This is a genomic window from Myxosarcina sp. GI1, from assembly GCF_000756305.1.
Classification (GTDB): domain Bacteria; phylum Cyanobacteriota; class Cyanobacteriia; order Cyanobacteriales; family Xenococcaceae; genus Myxosarcina.
Genome location: NZ_JRFE01000023.1, coordinates 97059 through 114843, shown reverse-complemented (window position 1 = coordinate 114843; position 17785 = coordinate 97059). Strand labels below are relative to the sequence as shown.

General features: G+C 41.8%; 13 protein-coding genes and 1 pseudogene. 6 read left to right on the top strand and 8 right to left on the bottom strand.

The window, feature by feature from the left end; genetic code table 11:
• Positions 1–104: 104 nt before the first annotated feature.
• The 3 genes from KV40_RS17280 to KV40_RS35020 form a co-directional block, all read right to left on the bottom strand.
• Positions 105–3098 (bottom strand): hypothetical protein, encoded by a 2994-nt coding sequence (locus KV40_RS17280; protein WP_156114067.1) that lies wholly within the window; start codon positions 3096–3098, stop codon positions 105–107.
• Positions 3099–3203: 105 nt separating this feature from the next.
• Positions 3204–3632: a hypothetical protein gene (locus KV40_RS36730; protein ID WP_052055720.1), complete on the bottom strand. Its 429-nt coding sequence runs from the start codon at positions 3630–3632 to the stop codon at positions 3204–3206.
• A gap of 165 nt (positions 3633–3797) precedes the next feature.
• A complete protein-coding gene (locus KV40_RS35020) occupies positions 3798–3947 on the bottom strand; it encodes a hypothetical protein (protein WP_156114066.1) in 150 nt (49 codons plus the stop codon).
• Positions 3948–4025: 78 nt separating this feature from the next.
• Between KV40_RS35020 and KV40_RS36725 the strand changes: the two genes are divergently transcribed.
• The 6 genes and pseudogenes from KV40_RS36725 to KV40_RS17250 all read left to right on the top strand — a co-directional run bounded on the left by KV40_RS36725 (position 4026) and on the right by KV40_RS17250 (position 7940).
• Positions 4026–4814 carry a hypothetical protein gene (locus KV40_RS36725; protein ID WP_253274292.1) on the top strand — a complete coding sequence of 263 codons (789 nt, stop codon included), beginning with the start codon at positions 4026–4028 and terminating at the stop codon, positions 4812–4814.
• A gap of 25 nt (positions 4815–4839) precedes the next feature.
• A pseudogene (locus tag KV40_RS35015) lies at positions 4840–4974 on the top strand (transposase); the annotation flags it as partial.
• A 215-nt stretch (positions 4975–5189) separates the two neighbouring features.
• Positions 5190–5546: a hypothetical protein gene (locus tag KV40_RS17265; RefSeq protein WP_036484108.1), complete on the top strand. Its 357-nt coding sequence runs from the start codon at positions 5190–5192 to the stop codon at positions 5544–5546.
• 34 nt (positions 5547–5580) lie between these two features.
• On the top strand, positions 5581–5973 hold the full coding sequence (locus KV40_RS17260; RefSeq protein ID WP_036484103.1) for a DUF1622 domain-containing protein: 393 nt from the start codon (positions 5581–5583) through the stop codon (positions 5971–5973).
• A 278-nt stretch (positions 5974–6251) separates the two neighbouring features.
• Positions 6252–6659 carry a hypothetical protein gene (locus tag KV40_RS17255; RefSeq protein ID WP_036484100.1) on the top strand — a complete coding sequence of 136 codons (408 nt, stop codon included), beginning with the start codon at positions 6252–6254 and terminating at the stop codon, positions 6657–6659.
• 117 nt (positions 6660–6776) lie between these two features.
• Complete coding sequence (locus KV40_RS17250) at positions 6777–7940, top strand: DUF2974 domain-containing protein (protein WP_036484232.1); 1164 nt, start codon at positions 6777–6779, stop codon at positions 7938–7940.
• A 336-nt stretch (positions 7941–8276) separates the two neighbouring features.
• On the opposite strand, the gene KV40_RS17245 is transcribed toward KV40_RS17250, so the two are convergent.
• The 5 genes from KV40_RS17245 to KV40_RS17225 form a co-directional block, all read right to left on the bottom strand.
• Positions 8277–10646: an arylsulfatase gene (locus tag KV40_RS17245; RefSeq protein ID WP_036484097.1), complete on the bottom strand. Its 2370-nt coding sequence runs from the start codon at positions 10644–10646 to the stop codon at positions 8277–8279.
• Positions 10647–10862: 216 nt separating this feature from the next.
• Positions 10863–11801 (bottom strand): HAD family phosphatase, encoded by a 939-nt coding sequence (locus KV40_RS17240; protein WP_052055719.1) that lies wholly within the window; start codon positions 11799–11801, stop codon positions 10863–10865.
• 148 nt (positions 11802–11949) lie between these two features.
• Positions 11950–14358: an arylsulfatase gene (locus KV40_RS17235; protein WP_036484093.1), complete on the bottom strand. Its 2409-nt coding sequence runs from the start codon at positions 14356–14358 to the stop codon at positions 11950–11952.
• A 373-nt stretch (positions 14359–14731) separates the two neighbouring features.
• Positions 14732–15706, bottom strand: a complete 975-nt coding sequence (locus tag KV40_RS17230) for a formylglycine-generating enzyme family protein (RefSeq protein WP_052055723.1) — start codon at positions 15704–15706, stop codon at positions 14732–14734.
• A 273-nt stretch (positions 15707–15979) separates the two neighbouring features.
• A complete protein-coding gene (locus KV40_RS17225) occupies positions 15980–17587 on the bottom strand; it encodes an arylsulfatase (RefSeq protein WP_172657304.1) in 1608 nt (535 codons plus the stop codon).
• Between the last annotated feature and the right edge of the window lie 198 nt (positions 17588–17785).

Genomic DNA, 17785 nt, shown 5'->3' with positions numbered 1-17785 from the left:
GGTTTATGGCAAGAAGAAAAAAGTTTGGAATATGCTCTAGCCCAAGGTGGGTAAATCTTCGTATTTTCTAGCGAGCGCTGCTTGCTCCGTCATATCTGTAAGGACTACCAAGCAATTTTAGTTGCCAAAACTCCTGCAACAACCGAACTAACAATCGAGGTAAAAGTAATCGCAAATAACCAATAAGTAGCAACTGCGATTGCCTTTTGAGTTTCTTCTGCTTGTTTAATCATTTGTTGTTTAAGGGCTTCTACCTTATCTAAAGCTGTTTGCTTCGTAGTATCAATTTGTTGAGTGACATAATCTCCAACGCCTTGAATTTGATTTAGGATCGGAGCGGGAATTGCTTCGGTGACAATCTTATTTGCTTTGATAAGATTAATTAAAGCTTCATAACTCAGTTTTCCTAAGCGATCGCTCATTTCTTCAACAGGAACATCTTTTAAAATTTGAATTACAGAGCTATTTAAAGGTTTAAAATCAAAATTAGCTAAATTGGTTTTAAGTCGATCGTAGTCAAGTTGATATAGGTTTAAAGAGTTTAGATATTCATTAATTTGTGCTAAAAGTTCGTTGCTTTGAGCTTTGGTTTGTTCGATTTGAGAAGATAATTGTCGAACGATCGAATTAACGCGATCGCTAATATGTTGAATTTCAATTTCACTGAGATCGCTTCGTTGCGAGAGAATTTTATGAATATGTTCGGGAGTCTGTTGAGTTATATTTTTTCTAATTTCGTTTCCCAAAGAAAAATCGAGTATTTTTGCGAGATTATGCTCGATTTGTTGTGGCGTTAAATCGTTTTTGTCGCCATAACTGAGAAAATCTTCTAGTTCATTTTTAAACTGTTTCTGTGTACGAATCGCCCATCTTCGTGGCATTTTCAATAGTTTACGAAGGACTTGTTTGATTTTTTTGATAGCGTTCTTGATTTGAGTCTCACTGTATTGCTCATTTTCTAGAATTTTTTCGGTAATTTCATCCCAATCTAGAACTAAGATTTGTTGAAGTAATTCAGGTTTGATTACTTGCTGTAAATCTTGTTTTATCTGCGCTAAATTTGAATTTTCTTCTATTATTGTTTGTACGCGATCGATAATATCTTTAGTTAGAGCGACTGATTCATTTTGAATATTGTTTAAGGTTCGCTCTGAAGTAGTAGTTAAATTTTGCCAGCTGGTTTCAATTTGTTCGCCGATGGATTCAATTTTTGATTTGTTTACGCCTTTTCTCTTTGCTAAAATTGCTTCTAGCTTTTCTTTTTTAATTGGTGGTAGTTCGGGTAAATTGGAATTTTCTGGCAATAATTGGTTTAACTTATCTTCAATCGCTTTTGGAGTAATTAGTTCGAGATTTGTATAACGGAGATAAGATTCCATTTTTTTTTGTAGCTGTTTAGAAGTAAAAATGATTTCTTTTTGAAATTGTTGGACTTTTTTTTCAAGATGATTTTTAGTTTGTGATAATTTTTCTGTAGTTTGCTGTAATTGCTTGGGTTTGAGGTCGTTTCTTTGTTGAAGTAAATTTTGCCAATCAATTTGATGCCAGCCTTCTACAAATTGGCTTATTGCTACCATTCCTACCCCAGAACCAATTAAAACTTTCTCTATTTCATCTGGTAAATTAGGATTGAGTAGTGTTTCTTTATCTATCGTTTGTAAATAGTTGATAACCCGCTCTTTAATATCTATCCCATCAGTTGGATTATTTTCTAATAATTCAAAAACTTCTTGTCTGACTGCTTCTAAAGCTTCGGCAATTTGTTCTACTTCTTCTAAATTTAAATCTTCTCGTTGTTGTAAAAATCCCTCTAAATCGTCTTTGGTAATCTCGTTCAATTGAGATCGCACTTGCTCTGAATTGGCTTGTGGATCGTAAATTACCTCTTTAAAATCTTCGAGTCCTCGTTCGGTTTTAAGATACCAGGTAGAGGAGTTTAATAAATAATTCTCAAGATCGTTTTTAATTGTATTAGTATTAAACTCTGACAATTCTCTCTCGTTATTACCTTCAACATCTAAATCAGAAAAAGCTTGTAATTTTTGCCATATGTCTTCTAAATCTAAATCGCTAAGATCGGCTCTATCTAGTAAATAATTTTTAATTTTGCTCCAATTAAACTGACGTAAATTTTGCCAAACAATATTAGTGGAATCGGATTTATTTAATATTTTTTCTAAGCGCTCGCTAAATTTTTCCAAGTCTAAATCTTCTGGATTGCTAGATTCTATATATTTTAATAATTCTGCACTAACATCTGTCTCTGCATTGCGGTCGATAATTTTTTGCCAAACATTTTTTAATCTCTCGATTAGTAATTCTCGTTCTGAGTCTGGTAAATTACTATTATCGTTAATTAAATTTTCTATAATCTGACTATCGATCTGACTATCTACCAAAATAAATTTATCGAATTTTTGAGTTAACAACTCTTCAAAGCTTTGTTCTACTTCTTCTAAATTTAGCTGTGACTTAGGAATTGTTTCTAAATAATCTTCGATTGGTTTTTGCAGATCGAACCGATCGAAAGCAATTTGAATTTCTTGTTGAATTAAATCTGCTGCTGCTGCCTCTGTCAAAACCTGTGGTTCATCTTCTTCTCGGTTAATTAATGTTGCTATTGTATCTAATAATTGCTTTACTCCTTTGCTTACAGAACCTAAAATCAAACTTAATACCGAACTTGCTGTACTAGAACCAAACCAAATTAAAATAATAAAATATGCGGACCAAATTACAATACCTAAAGTTGCCCCTGCAATTGGTTCGCTAGCTTGACTAAATTTAATTGCTAAAAAAGAAGCGATAAATAAAACTGAATTTAATGTTAATAAGATACCAATACCTGCTAAAAAACTAATTTTGGCGACCGCCTTACTCGATTGTTTAGAACTATTCAATTCAGAAGGTTCTTGTGATTTTTTAAAAGGCAACAATTTTAAAGCAGTAATACCTAAAGTTAATCCAAGATTAGTTAGTAATAGTTGAACGGCAAAAGCAATTAACAAACCAACAATTAAAACCACAAAAACTTGAGTGCCTACTGAAGTAGAAGTAACGTTTAATTGAAGTAAGCCAGTCATCACTAATAATTGCACTATCGATTTACTCTTAACAATAAAACAATTTTATAAAAATAAGTAGAAGTTTGCTTCTAACTCCGGTAATCTGACTGATGGATTCATCTAGATGATAGTCAAAAGTCAAACAGAACAATGTAAAGAGCGTATACGAGAAAATAGCAGTCGTTCATAGTAATCAATTTTAGAGCGATGACTGGCAAAACATCGTTCAAGCTCTCGATGAGGCAGAGGTAATAAACGGAGTAACCTCCGATTTTTGTAAATACCTCCTCTTAACCAACGTAGTCCAATTTTGAGATAACTTAAGTCCCGACGAAAATGAACATCAACCTGTGTCCTTAATCCCGATAATTGAACTGTAGTTCCCATCACCGTGCTGTAGAGAATTGCTATGGCAACAACTAAGTAAAGACGACTTAGTTTGGAAACATCACGTAGACGAGAATCAGCCAGACCAAAAACACCAGATTTGCTATCCAAAAACAGCTCTTCAACTCGAAAACGCAGACCATACTGCCTCAAAGTCTGAAGAGTTGGAATTTCATTCATCTGTAATAACTGTCCAAGGTTCTGCGGCTCCAACAGGACAAGCATGCCAACGGTGAACTCCATGAACTAAAGTGTTACTAGGAATGCGAAGGCAATAGTGCCATGTTCTTTGCTTGAGCCATTGTAATAGTTTTTGATGGGCAAAGCCTCAGTCTGCCAAGAGCATTACGTCATGGTGATGATGCAACAACCAAGATGCTTTTTTCTCAGCAATGGCTGATAGGCAGCAAAAGCAATTGTGGCACTGTTATGTTCTTCTACTTGCCACAGAAACGGAATGGCTCTGCCACCACAGACTAAAGAAAGATGAATCATGCAATATCGATTCCACAATACGGTAGTGTCTAATGCTAGATAAATTCTGTGTTTTGACCAATGACAAAATTAGCCTGAGTGAGTGGGAATGCTACATTCCTAGTCGGGCGACCAAAGCCCAAAGTTTTGAGCGAAGATGGCAAAGATTTGTCAGTAATCAGCGAATTCGCGTCCGAAGCTTATATGTATTGGCTGCAAGACAGCAAATGGCATTATTGCCTACGGTTGCCTTGCGATGTAATTTTACATGGAGTCAGAAAACATCCGATTGAATTGAAGTATCTGTTTCCGCAAAAAGCTGAAGCAGTCGTGTGTCATGATGTTGGCTTATGGCTCGATGGTAAATACCGTTGCAATGTTATTCTAGCAAATGTTAGGGGAGTCAAAGAGCCTTGGGCTGTAATTACCGATGAAAATCCATCGCTACAGACTCTTTGGCAATCGCGTGGAGCGATTTGCCAGCCGAAGGCAATCCGACTGCGTTTTCGTGTCGAGGAATTATTTTTAGATTCCAAATCAGGAGTATTTCAATTAGAAGACTCAAAAATCCGCCATGCTCAAGCATTAGAACGCTTGTATTTAATTGTCGCACTAGCTCTTCTGTTTGCTACTTGTCATGGTATGGCACTTCAATTGAAAGGACTGAGAACTCAGGTAGATCCTCACTGGAAAAGAGGTCTTAGCTACTTAAAAATTGGTCTCAGGTGGCTTAAGGGTGTTTTGTCTAAAGGTCGTAGTTTGTTCTCTGCTACCACTTTATTTTCCCAAGATGTTCAACCTTGCTTTGCTTCCCGAAAAGCCAAGAAACATTACTACGATGCTATTTGGTTTAGTCGGATACAAGAAGTTAGATGTCATTCCAACTGATCTTTACTGAGATGTGTCAGGCAATCAGGCTCGTCACCTAATTGAAAACTTTTTTGCCAAGCTCAAACAGTACTGAGCGATCGCAACTCGCTACGACAAAACAGCAGTCAACTTTTTGGCTTCTATCTATCTTGCTTCTTCTGTCGTCTGGCTTAATTGATTACACGCCCTATTTAAATTGGTATAAAGATCTAGTCTTTATAACTTTCTTATAAATTTTTATCTCGCTCTTACTTTTTTGACTTAACCTTTCTGAGATAGCTGTAAAAAAATTAGCTGAATTTAGCCTACGGCTTTAACGCTTACATGACTATTACCAAAATAGATTCAGCAAGATATTTGTCCTTACAAAAAAAATACCCATTTAATATATTTATGAAAACACTATATTTTTTAACTTTAGTACTAGGCTTTAGTTCTGTAAATCTTCTATCACCTAATAAAACTCTGAGTTCGACTACTATCGCTCAATTAGACCAATTAGAAGGCGTTACCAACGTCACTACTTCTGTCTTGGATAAACTAGGCTACGACTGTCAAGCGGCAAGTGCAGCAGCAATAATCTGTAAAAAATGCTCCGAGGAAAGCAGTATTACAGAAAAATGTACTGCCTACATCTGCGATAGCGTTACTAAAAAATGCCGCAAGAAAGAAGCTAATCTTCCTAAACTGCCTAATTCAGATGGCGGCGAAAATCGAGAACCAGAAACTCCATCTCTTCCCAATCTTTAGTTTTATTGTGAAATTTGTTGGGCGAGCGCTAAAAATGGAATGGATTGAATTTTTAACTTTTAACCTAGAAAGATTAGTAACTGTGACCGAGTTTGTTTTAGAAACAATTTCGGTTATCTGTGTGATTACAGGGCTGATTAAAACGATCCAGTTGGCGATCGCTCTTTCTCGCCGCCACCGCCGTCATACTCCCTTTCCTTTCAATCAAATTCGGCTTCGCTTCGGTATCTGGCTGGCTCTAGCGTTAGAGTTTCAGCTAGGGGCTGACATTCTAGCAACAACGGTCGCTCCTTCACTTGAAGAGTTGGGTAAATTGGGATTAATTGCCATAATCCGAACGTTTCTCAACTACTTCCTAGGTAAGGAACTAGAAACAGAATACGAGCTAGAAAAAAAGAAAACTGACGATGAAAATTCAATTTCTTAGCATTATAAGTCCGCCGTTGAGCTTTAAGTTATAAATTTTAAGCAGATGGCAAGCTGACGGGAGTAGAATTCGAGACTATTAAGGCTGCCATACGCGCAGATAAAAAAGTAAGTTCTGAAGAACTTGAGTTGGTTAGAAAGCTAATCTACGAAAAAATTGACAGCGGAGAACTCGAAAAGGTTTGGGATTAATAAAACTAAGAAAAATTTCTGGTTTTCCTCATTAATAGCAATCTTCAATAATAATCGAAATCCCTAAGAGGCTAAATCATATAACTTATGAAGGAAATTCCCAATTATCTCCGTCGCGAAAAGCAAACTCGCAATTTAGCTTTAGATTATGCTCTGGGCATATCTATTTTAGGACTAATACCAATTTCCGATCTGCTGACACCAAAATTGTTAGTGGCTTTAGGTTTGCTCCTTAAGATGCTCTGGGATCTGGGAGCGAAGTGGAAATTTGCTGGAGGACAAGATATTCTGGCGATCGCTGGTTATATTTTTGGTTTGCTTGGTGCTTTAGCTATGGCATTTATGGCTTGGTTAACTTTGGTGGCAGTTGGACTATACGTTCCCTATGTAAGCAGCTTTAAGCTGGCTGCTGCTTTGTTTACTTTAACTTGGATAGTAGGACAAAGCACTAATCAATTTTATGCTAGTAGTCAAATAAGATCGGTCGGGAGATAGTAAAGTGATACTAAATCCTGTTTAGATATGCTACTTATTAGGTTATGTAAGGTAAAAAGATTTTGAACTTTTTTCAAGTTCATGTCTATTAAGTATGTTTTGCAAATCGGATTTAGTATGAGATTCAACCGCAGACAGATTTTACTTGGTGGAGTGGGAGCGGGAATTGCCGCTACCACAGTAACTAATTATCGAACTCGTCAAAAGCAAAAGCAGTTACGAGCTTTGGCAGAAAACCAGATGCCTGCGGATCGAGAAAGCCTTTTAGAAGCTACTTTTCAAGCTGATGCGGAGAAAATCTACCAGGGGCAGAAAATTATAGATTCTTTAACCCTAACTCCGCCTACTATTCCTTACGATCGAGAGATATCAAAGATTTTAATCAATTGTAGTAAGATAGCTACGCAACAATATTTAACGGGCAAGACTATCCCCACCTATGATGGTTCGATTAAAGAGCTTGCCGCTTATACACCGAGCCTCGATCGCTATACTCAAGTAGCTTCTTTTCAAGGCAAAGAGGCACAGATATCAGAAACCGTTGCGGTCAATGTGTCCAACTCTGACTCTAGCAATTCCTCAGATCTGCTTCAAGAAAATTTGGACAAGGCTGAAGAACAGGTGGAAGAAGCAATTGAGGAAATGGTAAAACTGACCAGAGAAATTCCCGTTTATTTAGGATTTGTCTTATCTTCTCCAGAAAACAATATCATTGTCTTTCGAGGAACCCAAACCAGAGTAGAATGGATTAATAATGTCACTGCCGTTCAAAAAGATTACACCGAGCCTACTTCCAGGCAATATTTCGGCAAAATTCACGAAGGATTTATTAAAAATTACTTAAGGATTGTCGATCCTATCCCCCGTGAAGTCGCCCAAAAACTCGATCCCACTATCCCCTGCTACATTACGGGACACAGTTTGGGGGCAGCTTTGGCAGTTTTAGCGGCTTTAGACATCGCTCTCACTACTCCTCAAATAAGGGAGCAAATACAGCTCTATACTTATGCCTGTTCTCGTGTCGGCAATCCTTCTTTTGCCACACTCCACGCTCAGCAAGTCCCCAATAGCTACCGCATAGTTAATTTAGCAGATCCTATGCCCTTAATGCCTCCTACTCAATCTGTAGGAACCTATGTTCATGTAGGGCAAGAGTGGTCATTTTTATCTCAGAATGGAGATTTTATGCCCAATCACGTAGTGGATACTTATCGAGCAGCAGTTGAGAGTGAAGTTGAAACCGACCGCTCTCGTAATTACCCTGTTTCGGGGTTAGCTTAATCACCAATAGAGGCGATCGCTAAATCTTTGCTTAGAGATCGCGGTTGTAGATCGTAACTTTATCTATAGAATTCAATTTTATTTTTAAGATGCTCGGATATTACTGGTGAAAGTAACCTTTACGGATCTTAATAGTGCTACAACAACGTAAAGTATTAACTTTAGTCATTGGTAAGACTTTAGTAATATTATTGTAGAGCATGTGCCAACAATATCTTCGCTAGATCTGCCTCTAAAACTGTTAAGAAAATCTGCTACATAGCTCTGGGCTGGAATCAACAGTTTAGATAAGTAAGAAAGAAACTAAAAAGCTTCTCCCTTACTCAAATTTAAAAATTAAGTGTTTAAATCGATCGCCACTTCCTTAAGCTTGCCTGTAAAGTCAAAGGGAGTTTCGTAGTCTTCGGTAACAGGAGTACCCGTGTCATAACCAACATCGAACGTTTCATCAATAGAGATGCGGTTCGGTAAAGTTTTTTCAACTCGTCCTTCGCCAATTCTGCGATTGTTGGCGTAGAGAGTTACCGTTGCGCCTGAAAATGGCACGTCTTTATCGGACTTATAGACTGCCTTGAGGGTCACATCACCAGTCGGTAGAGGTTTATCGGAAACTACCTGATAACGCTCCACATCAGCTAAGTTATGAACATATACTAATTTGCCATCTTTCACGAACAGACCATAACCGCCAAAGCGTCCACCTTGAGTGACCAAGACACCTTCAGAACCCTCTTCAGGTATATTTACCTCGGCAGTAATGGTGTAGTTTTTGTGTTTGAGATCGGGAGCCGCTCCTTCAGTTACTCGCAGATGATCGGGGTAAACAAAGTTAGTACGTCCTTGAGTTAAACTCGGACGAAGTTCTACCCGAAAGCGTTCGGTTCTACGTCCGTCTAAAGGCAATACATTATATTTAGCAGCTTCGGCGTAGAATAGCTCGCGCATTTCTAAAACTTTATCGGGCATTTCCTCAGCTAAGTTGTTCGCCTGAGAAAAATCTTCGTCAATGTGATATAGCTCCCAATCCATTCCGTTGAGAATATCTTTATCTTTTGGTGGATTAGCATTCCAAGGAATCGAGAACAAAGCACTGGCCATCCAACCATTATCGTAAATACCTTGGTTGCCGACAATTTCAAAGTACTGTTTGGTATGTCTAGACGGGGCATCTTTATCATCAAAGGTATAGACCATACTGGTTCCTTCAACTGGCTTTTGGGCAATACCATTGACTTCTAAAGGCGTTTCAATTCCTACCGCTTCTAGAATGGTAGGATACAGGTCAATTACATGGCTAAACTGATAGCGTTTGCCGCCTTTGTCCTTAATTCTGGCGGGCCAAGAAATTGCCATACCGTTGCGAGTACCACCAAAATGGGAAGCAATTTGTTTCGTCCACTGGAAGGGGGTATCCATCGCCCAAGCCCAACCAGCAGGGAAATGGTTGAAGTATTTGGGACCACCCAAGTCATCAACGGCAGCTAGTTTGCGATCTAAGGGTTCGCTTAAGGCGTTAAAAACTGTGTTTTCATTTAACAGTCCTTCTAAACCTCCTTCGGCGCTAGAGCCATTGTCACCAGCGATATAGAAAATCAGCGTATTGTCTAACTCTCCCAGGTCATCTATGGCATCCACGACACGTCCAACTTCATAATCGGTTTGGGCGGTAAAGCCAGCAAACACTTCCATCATCCGAGCATAGACTTTTTGTTCTTCAGCCGAGAGAGAATTCCAGGCTGGTAGAGAATCGGGTCGGGGAGTAAGTTTAGTATTTGCGGGAATAACTCCAAGCTGTTTCTGTCTTTCAAAAGTTTGTTGGCGATACTCATCCCAACCCATGTCAAATTGCCCTTTGAACTTGTCGATCCACTGTTCTGGAACCTGGTGGGGTGCATGGGTAGCACCAGTAGCAAAGTAGGCAAAAAAAGGTTTTTGTGGCGCGATCTCTTTAACTTGGCGAATGTGGTTGATGGCGTGGTCTGCCAAATCGGTTGTTAGATGGTAGGGTGAGCCATCGGCATTGGTTTTTGGTGCTTCAATACGATTGAGATTTTCTACCAAGGCAGGGCTAAACTGGTCGGTATCGCCACCAACAAAGCCATAGAAATAGTCGAATCCTACCGCTGGGGGCCAATGGTCAAAGGGACCAGCAAGACTCGTTTCCCAGTCGGGTATATTATGGTTTTTGCCAAACCAAGAAGTGGCATAACCGTATTCTTGCAGAATTTTGGCAAAAGTAGCGGCGTTACTGGGAATTTCACCCGAATAACCAGGAAAACCAGTACCTAACTCACCAATGACACCAGTACCTACCGAGTGATGATTGCGACCCGTCAGCAGGGCAGCGCGAGTGGGAGAACAGAGGGCAGTGGTATGGAACTGGGTGTATTGTAATCCATTTTTAACCACCCGATCCATCGTCGGGGTGGGAATGCCGCCACCAAAGCTACCGTATTGACCATAACCCACGTCATCAATTAGCACCAGTAAGATATTCGGTGCATTGTCGATGCCGAGATTTTCAGGCAATTTGAGTTCGGACTTAACTGCTTCCGAGCCTTCAAAGGTCAGATTGATTTTTCCTGCAAAGGGTTCGGGTGGATGGGGAATTTTTTCTAAGGCGATCGCAGGAGATACTGCAATTTGCAGCATGAATATAATTGCGATCGTCATTGAGGCAATGGTCTTGGAAAAAGATTTAATCATTTTTATTTTTGTCCAAACATTAGTTGTTATAAGAAAAAAGGAAGAAGAACGGCAGGCTTCTCATCATCTCAAAACACCATAAAGATGTTATTGGCTCGGCTTTGGGAAATGTCCAGAAGCGATCGAGGATTTGTGGGCGAGACCAATAGAGACGGATAATATAATTTCAACCCAGGGTGCTAAAAGGCTACCTGTTCGACAAATCGGTCGGCATGATTATTGCCAGGCAAAAACCTGTCGCCAATCGTTTTTCATGCTGACTACCTGCCAGCCCTGTGGTCGGGCAGCGTTGAGTGAAGCATTGTTGGGTTCGCTATAGGCAAATTCGCGCTCCCGATCATCGTGGTCGATCAAAAGTTGAAAATTAGGATAGGGCGAACTCTGACTGTAGGTCAGCATGGCAATATCGCCGCCATTACGCACGTTACCGCAGGCAAAAACGGGGGGTTGACCGATGGCGCGATCGATTCCGACTGGCTTACCTGCTCGATCGTTAATATGGACAATTTTGGGTAAACGCCAGATGACATTACTGCCGTTAATAGAGCGATATTCTTTTTCTAAATAACTGCCAATAACTTGTTGGGGAATGATGCCGTACATAGGCTCTGAGATTAACCGTACAAAGTCGATACCGCCACCAGTGCAAATCCAGGTCTGAAACCCGTTAGCACGTAAATAGGTCAGCAGTTCGACCTGTGGCTGATAGGCTAGTTCGGTATATTTGACTTTGTACTGTGGATGAGTGGCAGTTTCTAGAAAAGCTCGCGCCTTTGGCTCAAACTCTGCTTGGGATATGTTGGCACTTATCTCAGCTAGGAGCCTGACCAGCTCTGCCATCGCTTCGGGTCGATCGAAATAGCTGTAGTCGCCTTTTAGTAGTGCCTTTACCACAGGTAGCTCTGCCAATTCTGGCTGCGTCTTAATCTGTTTTTTAAGCAAAGAGATAACAAACATGCCCTGTGCCAAGGGTTGTTCGCACCAAAGAGTACCATCATTGTCGAAAGTAGCGGTGCGATCGCCTGGAGGAATATAACCTTTACTTTCCTTTGTCGTGGCTTGCTGCACGAAGTCTAAAATGGCGGATTTAATCTGTCCCTCTCGCCAGGATGGTAGAGGATCTGATGTAGCTACCAGATCGTTAGGATTAGCCATAGATATAGATTTATTTGCGGAGGTAATGACCTTTAAGCACTGAGAGCGAGTCAGTTTCATGGGTCGGAAGATCTTACTGAATTAGCGATAAGAACCTGCAAAGAAATCGGGCGGGAAATTTATTACCCGCCCCAAGCGCGATCGCAGGTTACTTCAACGCAAAGTTAACTTCATCGATCTTGCCTGTAAACTCGAACTTGCCCTTATTTTCATAGGCAGGGTCGATCGCCGTAATCGAGTCGCGACCGACCTCAAACGGTTCTAAACCGTGACGGAACAAAGAGCGAGTTAGTTTGCCCTCCCCTGCTGGCTTGTCATTGACAAATAGATTGAGGGTGCCGCCTCCTTCTGGAGAGCCGTCGGGGGTAAACTCAGTTTTAATGGTCGCTTTGCCCTTGGGCAAAGTTACCGTTCCTGGAATGGTGACATTTCCAATATCAACCACTGCGTAGCGGAAGTTTGGTTTATTGTCCTTGACGTACAGCGACCAGCCAACGGAAAAACCACCAGCACAGGTAATAACCCCTTCTGCTCCTTTTTGGGGTATGGTTACATCGGCAGTGATAGTATGCCCTCTGGGGAACAGTTGCGGTCCCACTGGCTCTGGCATACGCACATTATTACCGTAGTAAGTCCAGCTAGTTGGCGGTTCGCCGCTTACTCGGAGTTTGGGATCGAGCCGTTCGGAAAATCGGGGATCGAGGGGAAAAACATCGTACTTCTGGGCTTCTTCGACGAATTTAGCCTGTAATTTCTTGAGTTTTTCGGGATTTTCTGCGGCAAGGTCATTAGCCTGACTAAAATCTTCCTCCAGGTTGTATAGCTCCCAAGGGGCATCTTGGAAATCGCCATAGCGACTCGCCGTATCCCAAGGCACACCAAAGTGACTCGAAGCCATCCAGCCATCATCATAGATAGCCCGATTGACAAACATCTCGAAGTATTGGGTGGTTCTTTTGTCCTTAGCAGCTCGCTCGTCAAAAGAGTAAGCCATACTGACTCCTTCAATTGGCTTCTGAGCAATACCGTTTACTTCTGTTGGTTCGGCAATCTTAGTTGCCTCTAAAATTGTTGGCACTACGTCGATAACGTGGTGAAACTGGTTACGAATTTCGCCTTTAGACTGAATACCTTTGGGCCAGTGAATCACCATCGGGTTACGAGTTCCGCCAAGGTGACTGGCGACCTGCTTCGTCCACTGAAAGGGAGAATCCATCGCCCATGCCCAGCCTACAGGCACGTGAGGTTCACTCTTTGGTCCGCCGATTTCGTCAAGGCGATTGATGGTGCTTTCTAGTCCCAACTGAATACCAAACAAGCTGGCAAGTTCGCTAAAGGTTCCTTCTAGTCCCCCCTCGGCACTGGCTCCGTTATCGCCGATGATATAGAAGATCAGCGTGTTGTCTAATTCTCCAGACTGCTCCAGAGAGTCAATCAATCGACCGACGTGATAGTCGGTATGCGCCATGTATCCAGCATAGTTTTCCATTAGTCGGGTATATACCGTTTTGGCTTCGTCAGGCACTTCATCCCAGGCAGGTATTTCCTCTGGACGGGGGGTTAATTGAGTCCCTTCTGGAATGATGCCCATTTCTAATTGCTTTTGATAGGTCAATTCCCTCTGCCTGTCCCAGCCATAGTCAAATTTGCCCTTGAATTTTTCTCGCCATTCTGGGGGCGCGTGATGGGGCGCATGAACTGCTCCCGTGCTGAAGTAGGTGAACCAAGGTTTATCGGGATCGGCAGCTCGTACGTTACGAATCCAGGCGATCGCTTCATCGGTTATATCCGCAGTAAAGTGATAGCCTTCTTCGGGAGTTTGGGGAGGATCGACAGGAACTGTGTTGCGGTAAAGAGTCGGATAATATTGGTTAGTTTCTCCTTGGTTAAACCCATAAAAGTAGTCGAATCCCAGTCCAGTGGGCCAACGGTCAAAAGGTCCAGCAGGGCTGATGGCTGGCTCTGGGGTATTGTGCCATTTGCCAAACATAGACGTAGCGTAACCGTTGTCCTTGAGGGTTTCTGAGACTAGAGCGGTACTTTTGGGAATGATGCCCGTATAGCCTGGATAGCCCGTACCCATCTCGGTAATGACTCCCGTGCCGACGCTGTGATGGTTCCGTCCTGTTAGCAAGGCGGCGCGAGTGGGGCTACACAGAGCCGTAGTGTGGAAGCGAGTGTAAGAAACTCCGTTACTAGCTAACTTATCTAGATTTGGAGTAGGTACGGGTCCTCCAAAAGTAGAGGTCATACCAAAACCTACGTCATCTAGCAGAATTATCAACACATTGGGATCTCCTTCGGGAGCCTCCAACGGTTGGGGATAACTAGGAACGGAATCTTTATAGGTTTTGCCGACTCTACCTTTAAATACGGGGTCGGGTTTGGGGAGTTGGGTAACCGTCTGAGGGGCTTTATTGAAATTAAATTTGTTGGCAGAATAGTCAGCCGCGATCGCAACACTACCAAAAGGCAAATTACCTATCAGTACTAAGGCTATAGTTAGAGCGATCGTCACAAGCGATTTGCCGCACCGATAGAAAAATGAATGTTTCATGGACTGAAGATTTTATTGTATTAACTTTGTAGATTTAAAATTCAACCAACAATAGGTGTTACTCTGCGTGCTAGAGCAATTCATTTGCATCTTTTTACAGTTATCTAGACTAGAACAAAGATATAAGAGCTATATAAGAACCTATAAAGAAAGAGAGCGATCGCTAATTCAACTGCAACAAAAACACCGATTTCAAGGACGATTCGGGCATTTATTTATTGACAGAAATATTCTTTTTGTAAGTAAATCTAAAGCTTTAATGAGCGAGTAGCGTAGCAGATTGAGGATAAATGTATTAGAGAAAACATTTTGATTTACGTAATAGCGATCGCCTGACTAATTTATAGTTATGGAGCTAAAGAGTTTAACAACATTACGATTCGCTCAAAGCTACAATTCCGCGAAACCCGATGTGTGTAGTTCCCGTATCGGGTGCCTGGGATTCTCTTGCCGCAGGGCGGTAGCGACTGCAATAGTTTTTGGCACACAGATATGAACCGCCTTTGACTACGTGCATGGCTCCGTCGGCAGGTTTTTTGGGATCGAAACTTACTTCTTTAGCAGGTCCTGTAGGATCGCTGCTGTGGGCTTTGCTGGCATGGCTAACTGCAAACCAGTCAGAAGTCCATTCCCAAACATTACCCGTCATGTCATATAAGCCATAGCGATTGGGGGGAAAGGAAGCAACGGGAGCAGTTCCCACGTAGTTATCTTCTTTAGTGTTGAAAAAGGGAAAGATTCCCTGCCAGGTATTGGCTTTCTTGGCAGAATACTCATCCCCCCAGGTAAATTTCTTATTTTTTAATCCTCCCCGCGCCGCAAATTCCCATTGGGCTTCAGTAGGCAGCGTTTTTCCCGCCCATTCAGCGTAGGCGACGGCATCTTCATAGGCAATGTGAACTACGGGATAATTTTCTTTACCTTCGATGTCGCTACCCACTCCAAAAGGATGTCGCCAGTTGGCACCTGGAGTCCAGTGCCACCAACTTAAATACGCTATTTGTCGGCTATCTTCGGCAGGAGGCTGAAAAACCAAAGAACCCGCTGTCCTTTGTTCGTCGGGCAAGTCGGGAAACTGTTCTTTAGATAGGGGACGTTCGGCTATAGTTATGTATCCTGTTGCCTCGACAAACTTGGCAAACTCGGCGTTGGTTACTTCGTGTTTATCGATGCAAAAAGATTTTACCGAAACATCTTTAGCGGCTTTTTCTTCGATAAATTCAGAATTATCTGCCCCGATGGTAAAAGAACCCCCTGGAATAAACACCATCCCCTCTGGACAGGAAGAGGTGTTGCTAGCCCGAACTGACAAAGGAAAACTCAATAAACCTACAAGAGCGATCGCCATAGCGATACTTAAGCCAACTAATTGGCTCGAAAAATAGTTTTTGATAAACATTTTTACAATTCGACTTGTAATACAAAAGGGATAATTTCTCTCATTCCAGCACTATAAGTACAGAGAAAGAATATAGTGGCGATCGCGACTTATAGACAAAGCAGGAAAGAGATTTCTCATTTTCCTGCTTTAAACATCATTAGTCTTTTAGGCTTTATTTAAAAAACGAGTGACTAATGACAAAAGATCGATGACAAATAGCCAACAACCAAATCATTATTGCTAGCTACTGGGAGGTTTTAACTTCTCAAGTGCCTGGTCGATTGTGAAGCTAGCTGCCTCTTGGCGTGGAGGATACTCTTTGAAGGTTTCTAGAAAGTTAGCTACATATTTATTTGCAGGTAGCAATAAATAAACGTGGTCGAGATACCAATCCCAGTAGGTATTGGAAGTAATCGTAGCTTTCTCATAGGGATCGGTACGGAGATTGTAGAGCCAGGGAAGTCTGGTTGCTACAAATGGCTCACCCCAGAGAGCTAGAGTCCCAGGAGTTCTTTGCTGGGCAAAATGGGCTTTCCAGTTGTCATATCGCAGTGCCAACAAATCGCCGTCATCAGAGAAGTAGAACATCTCATTGCGAGGGCTATGTTCTTCCTGACCCGTGAGATAGGGCAAAATATTATAACCGTCTAAATGTACCTTAAATCTTTTGTTGCCTACTCGGTAATTATTCAATAGTTTGTCTTTGATTTCTGGCTCTCCTGCTGCTGCCACTAGAGTAGGCATCCAGTCTAGGTGAGAGACAATCTCGTTGGATATGGAACCTGGTTCGATATGACCTGGCCAACGTACAAAAGCAGGAACGCGAAAAGCACCTTCCCAGCCCGTATCTTTTTCACTGCGGAAAGGAGTCATTGCCGCATCGGGCCAGGAGTTCATGTGAGGACCGTTATCGGTGCTATACATGACTATCGTATTATCGGCAATACCCGCCTCGTCGATCGCATCTAAGATCTGACCGACGTTTTTGTCGTGGTCGATCATCGTATCGTGATAGGGAGACTGCCAGCGTCCTGCTTGACCCAAACTTTCAGGCTTAGTATGGGTGCGGAAGTGCATGTGGGTAAAATTAGTCCACATAAAGAACGGTTCTCCCGATTCTGCATGCTTCTTAACATATTCGACAGAACGATTGGCAACATCGTCGTCGATAGTTTCCATCCGTTTTTTAGTCAGAGGACCCGTATCTTCAATTTCCTGTCCGCCACCAGGTTTGGCAAAACTGTGGAGTACGCCGCGAGGACCGAAATTTTTCTTAAAGTCGGGAAACTCTTCTGGTTTGGGATAATCGGGCAGTTCTGGTTCTTCTTCGGCGTTGAGGTGATAGAGGTTGCCGTAGAATTCATCAAAACCATGAGCGGTGGGCAGAAACTTATCTTTGTCGCCTAAGTGATTCTTACCAAATTGAGCGGTGGCGTAACCTTGAGCCTTCAGCATTTCGGCAATGGTGGGATCTTCATCTTGCAAACCCGTGTCAGCACCAGGAAGACCTACTTTACTCAAGCCAGTGCGGAAAACGCTCTGTCCGGTAATAAAAGCCGATCGCCCTGCGGTACAGCTTTGCTCGCCATAATAGTCGGTGAAGGTAACTCCTTCTTTTGCCAGGCGATCTATATTGGGAGTACTAAAGCCCATCAAACCTTTAGTATAGGCGCTGATATCGCTCTGTCCGATGTCATCTCCCCAGATAATTATAATATTGGGTTTTTTGGGGCTTTTAGTAGTAGTCGTCAGTTGAGCAATTTCCTGCGATGCAGGTTTGATATTGCTAGAAGCATAATTTGCTGCAAAAGCTACGTTACTGTTGAAAATACCAAAATTAAACAGCATCAATATAGCTGATGCGATCGTAATCTTGAAAATTTTGAGTAACTTTATACGCAGTTTTTTAGTTTTTGAAACTGTTATATGAGCAAAAGCAATAGATCTCATTAGAAGAATGTCTCTTTCATTGTTGAGTCGTCGTAACCCCTAAAAAAATACGACAAAGAAATAAAGCTCACATATGAACTTGTAAGAGAGTTATAA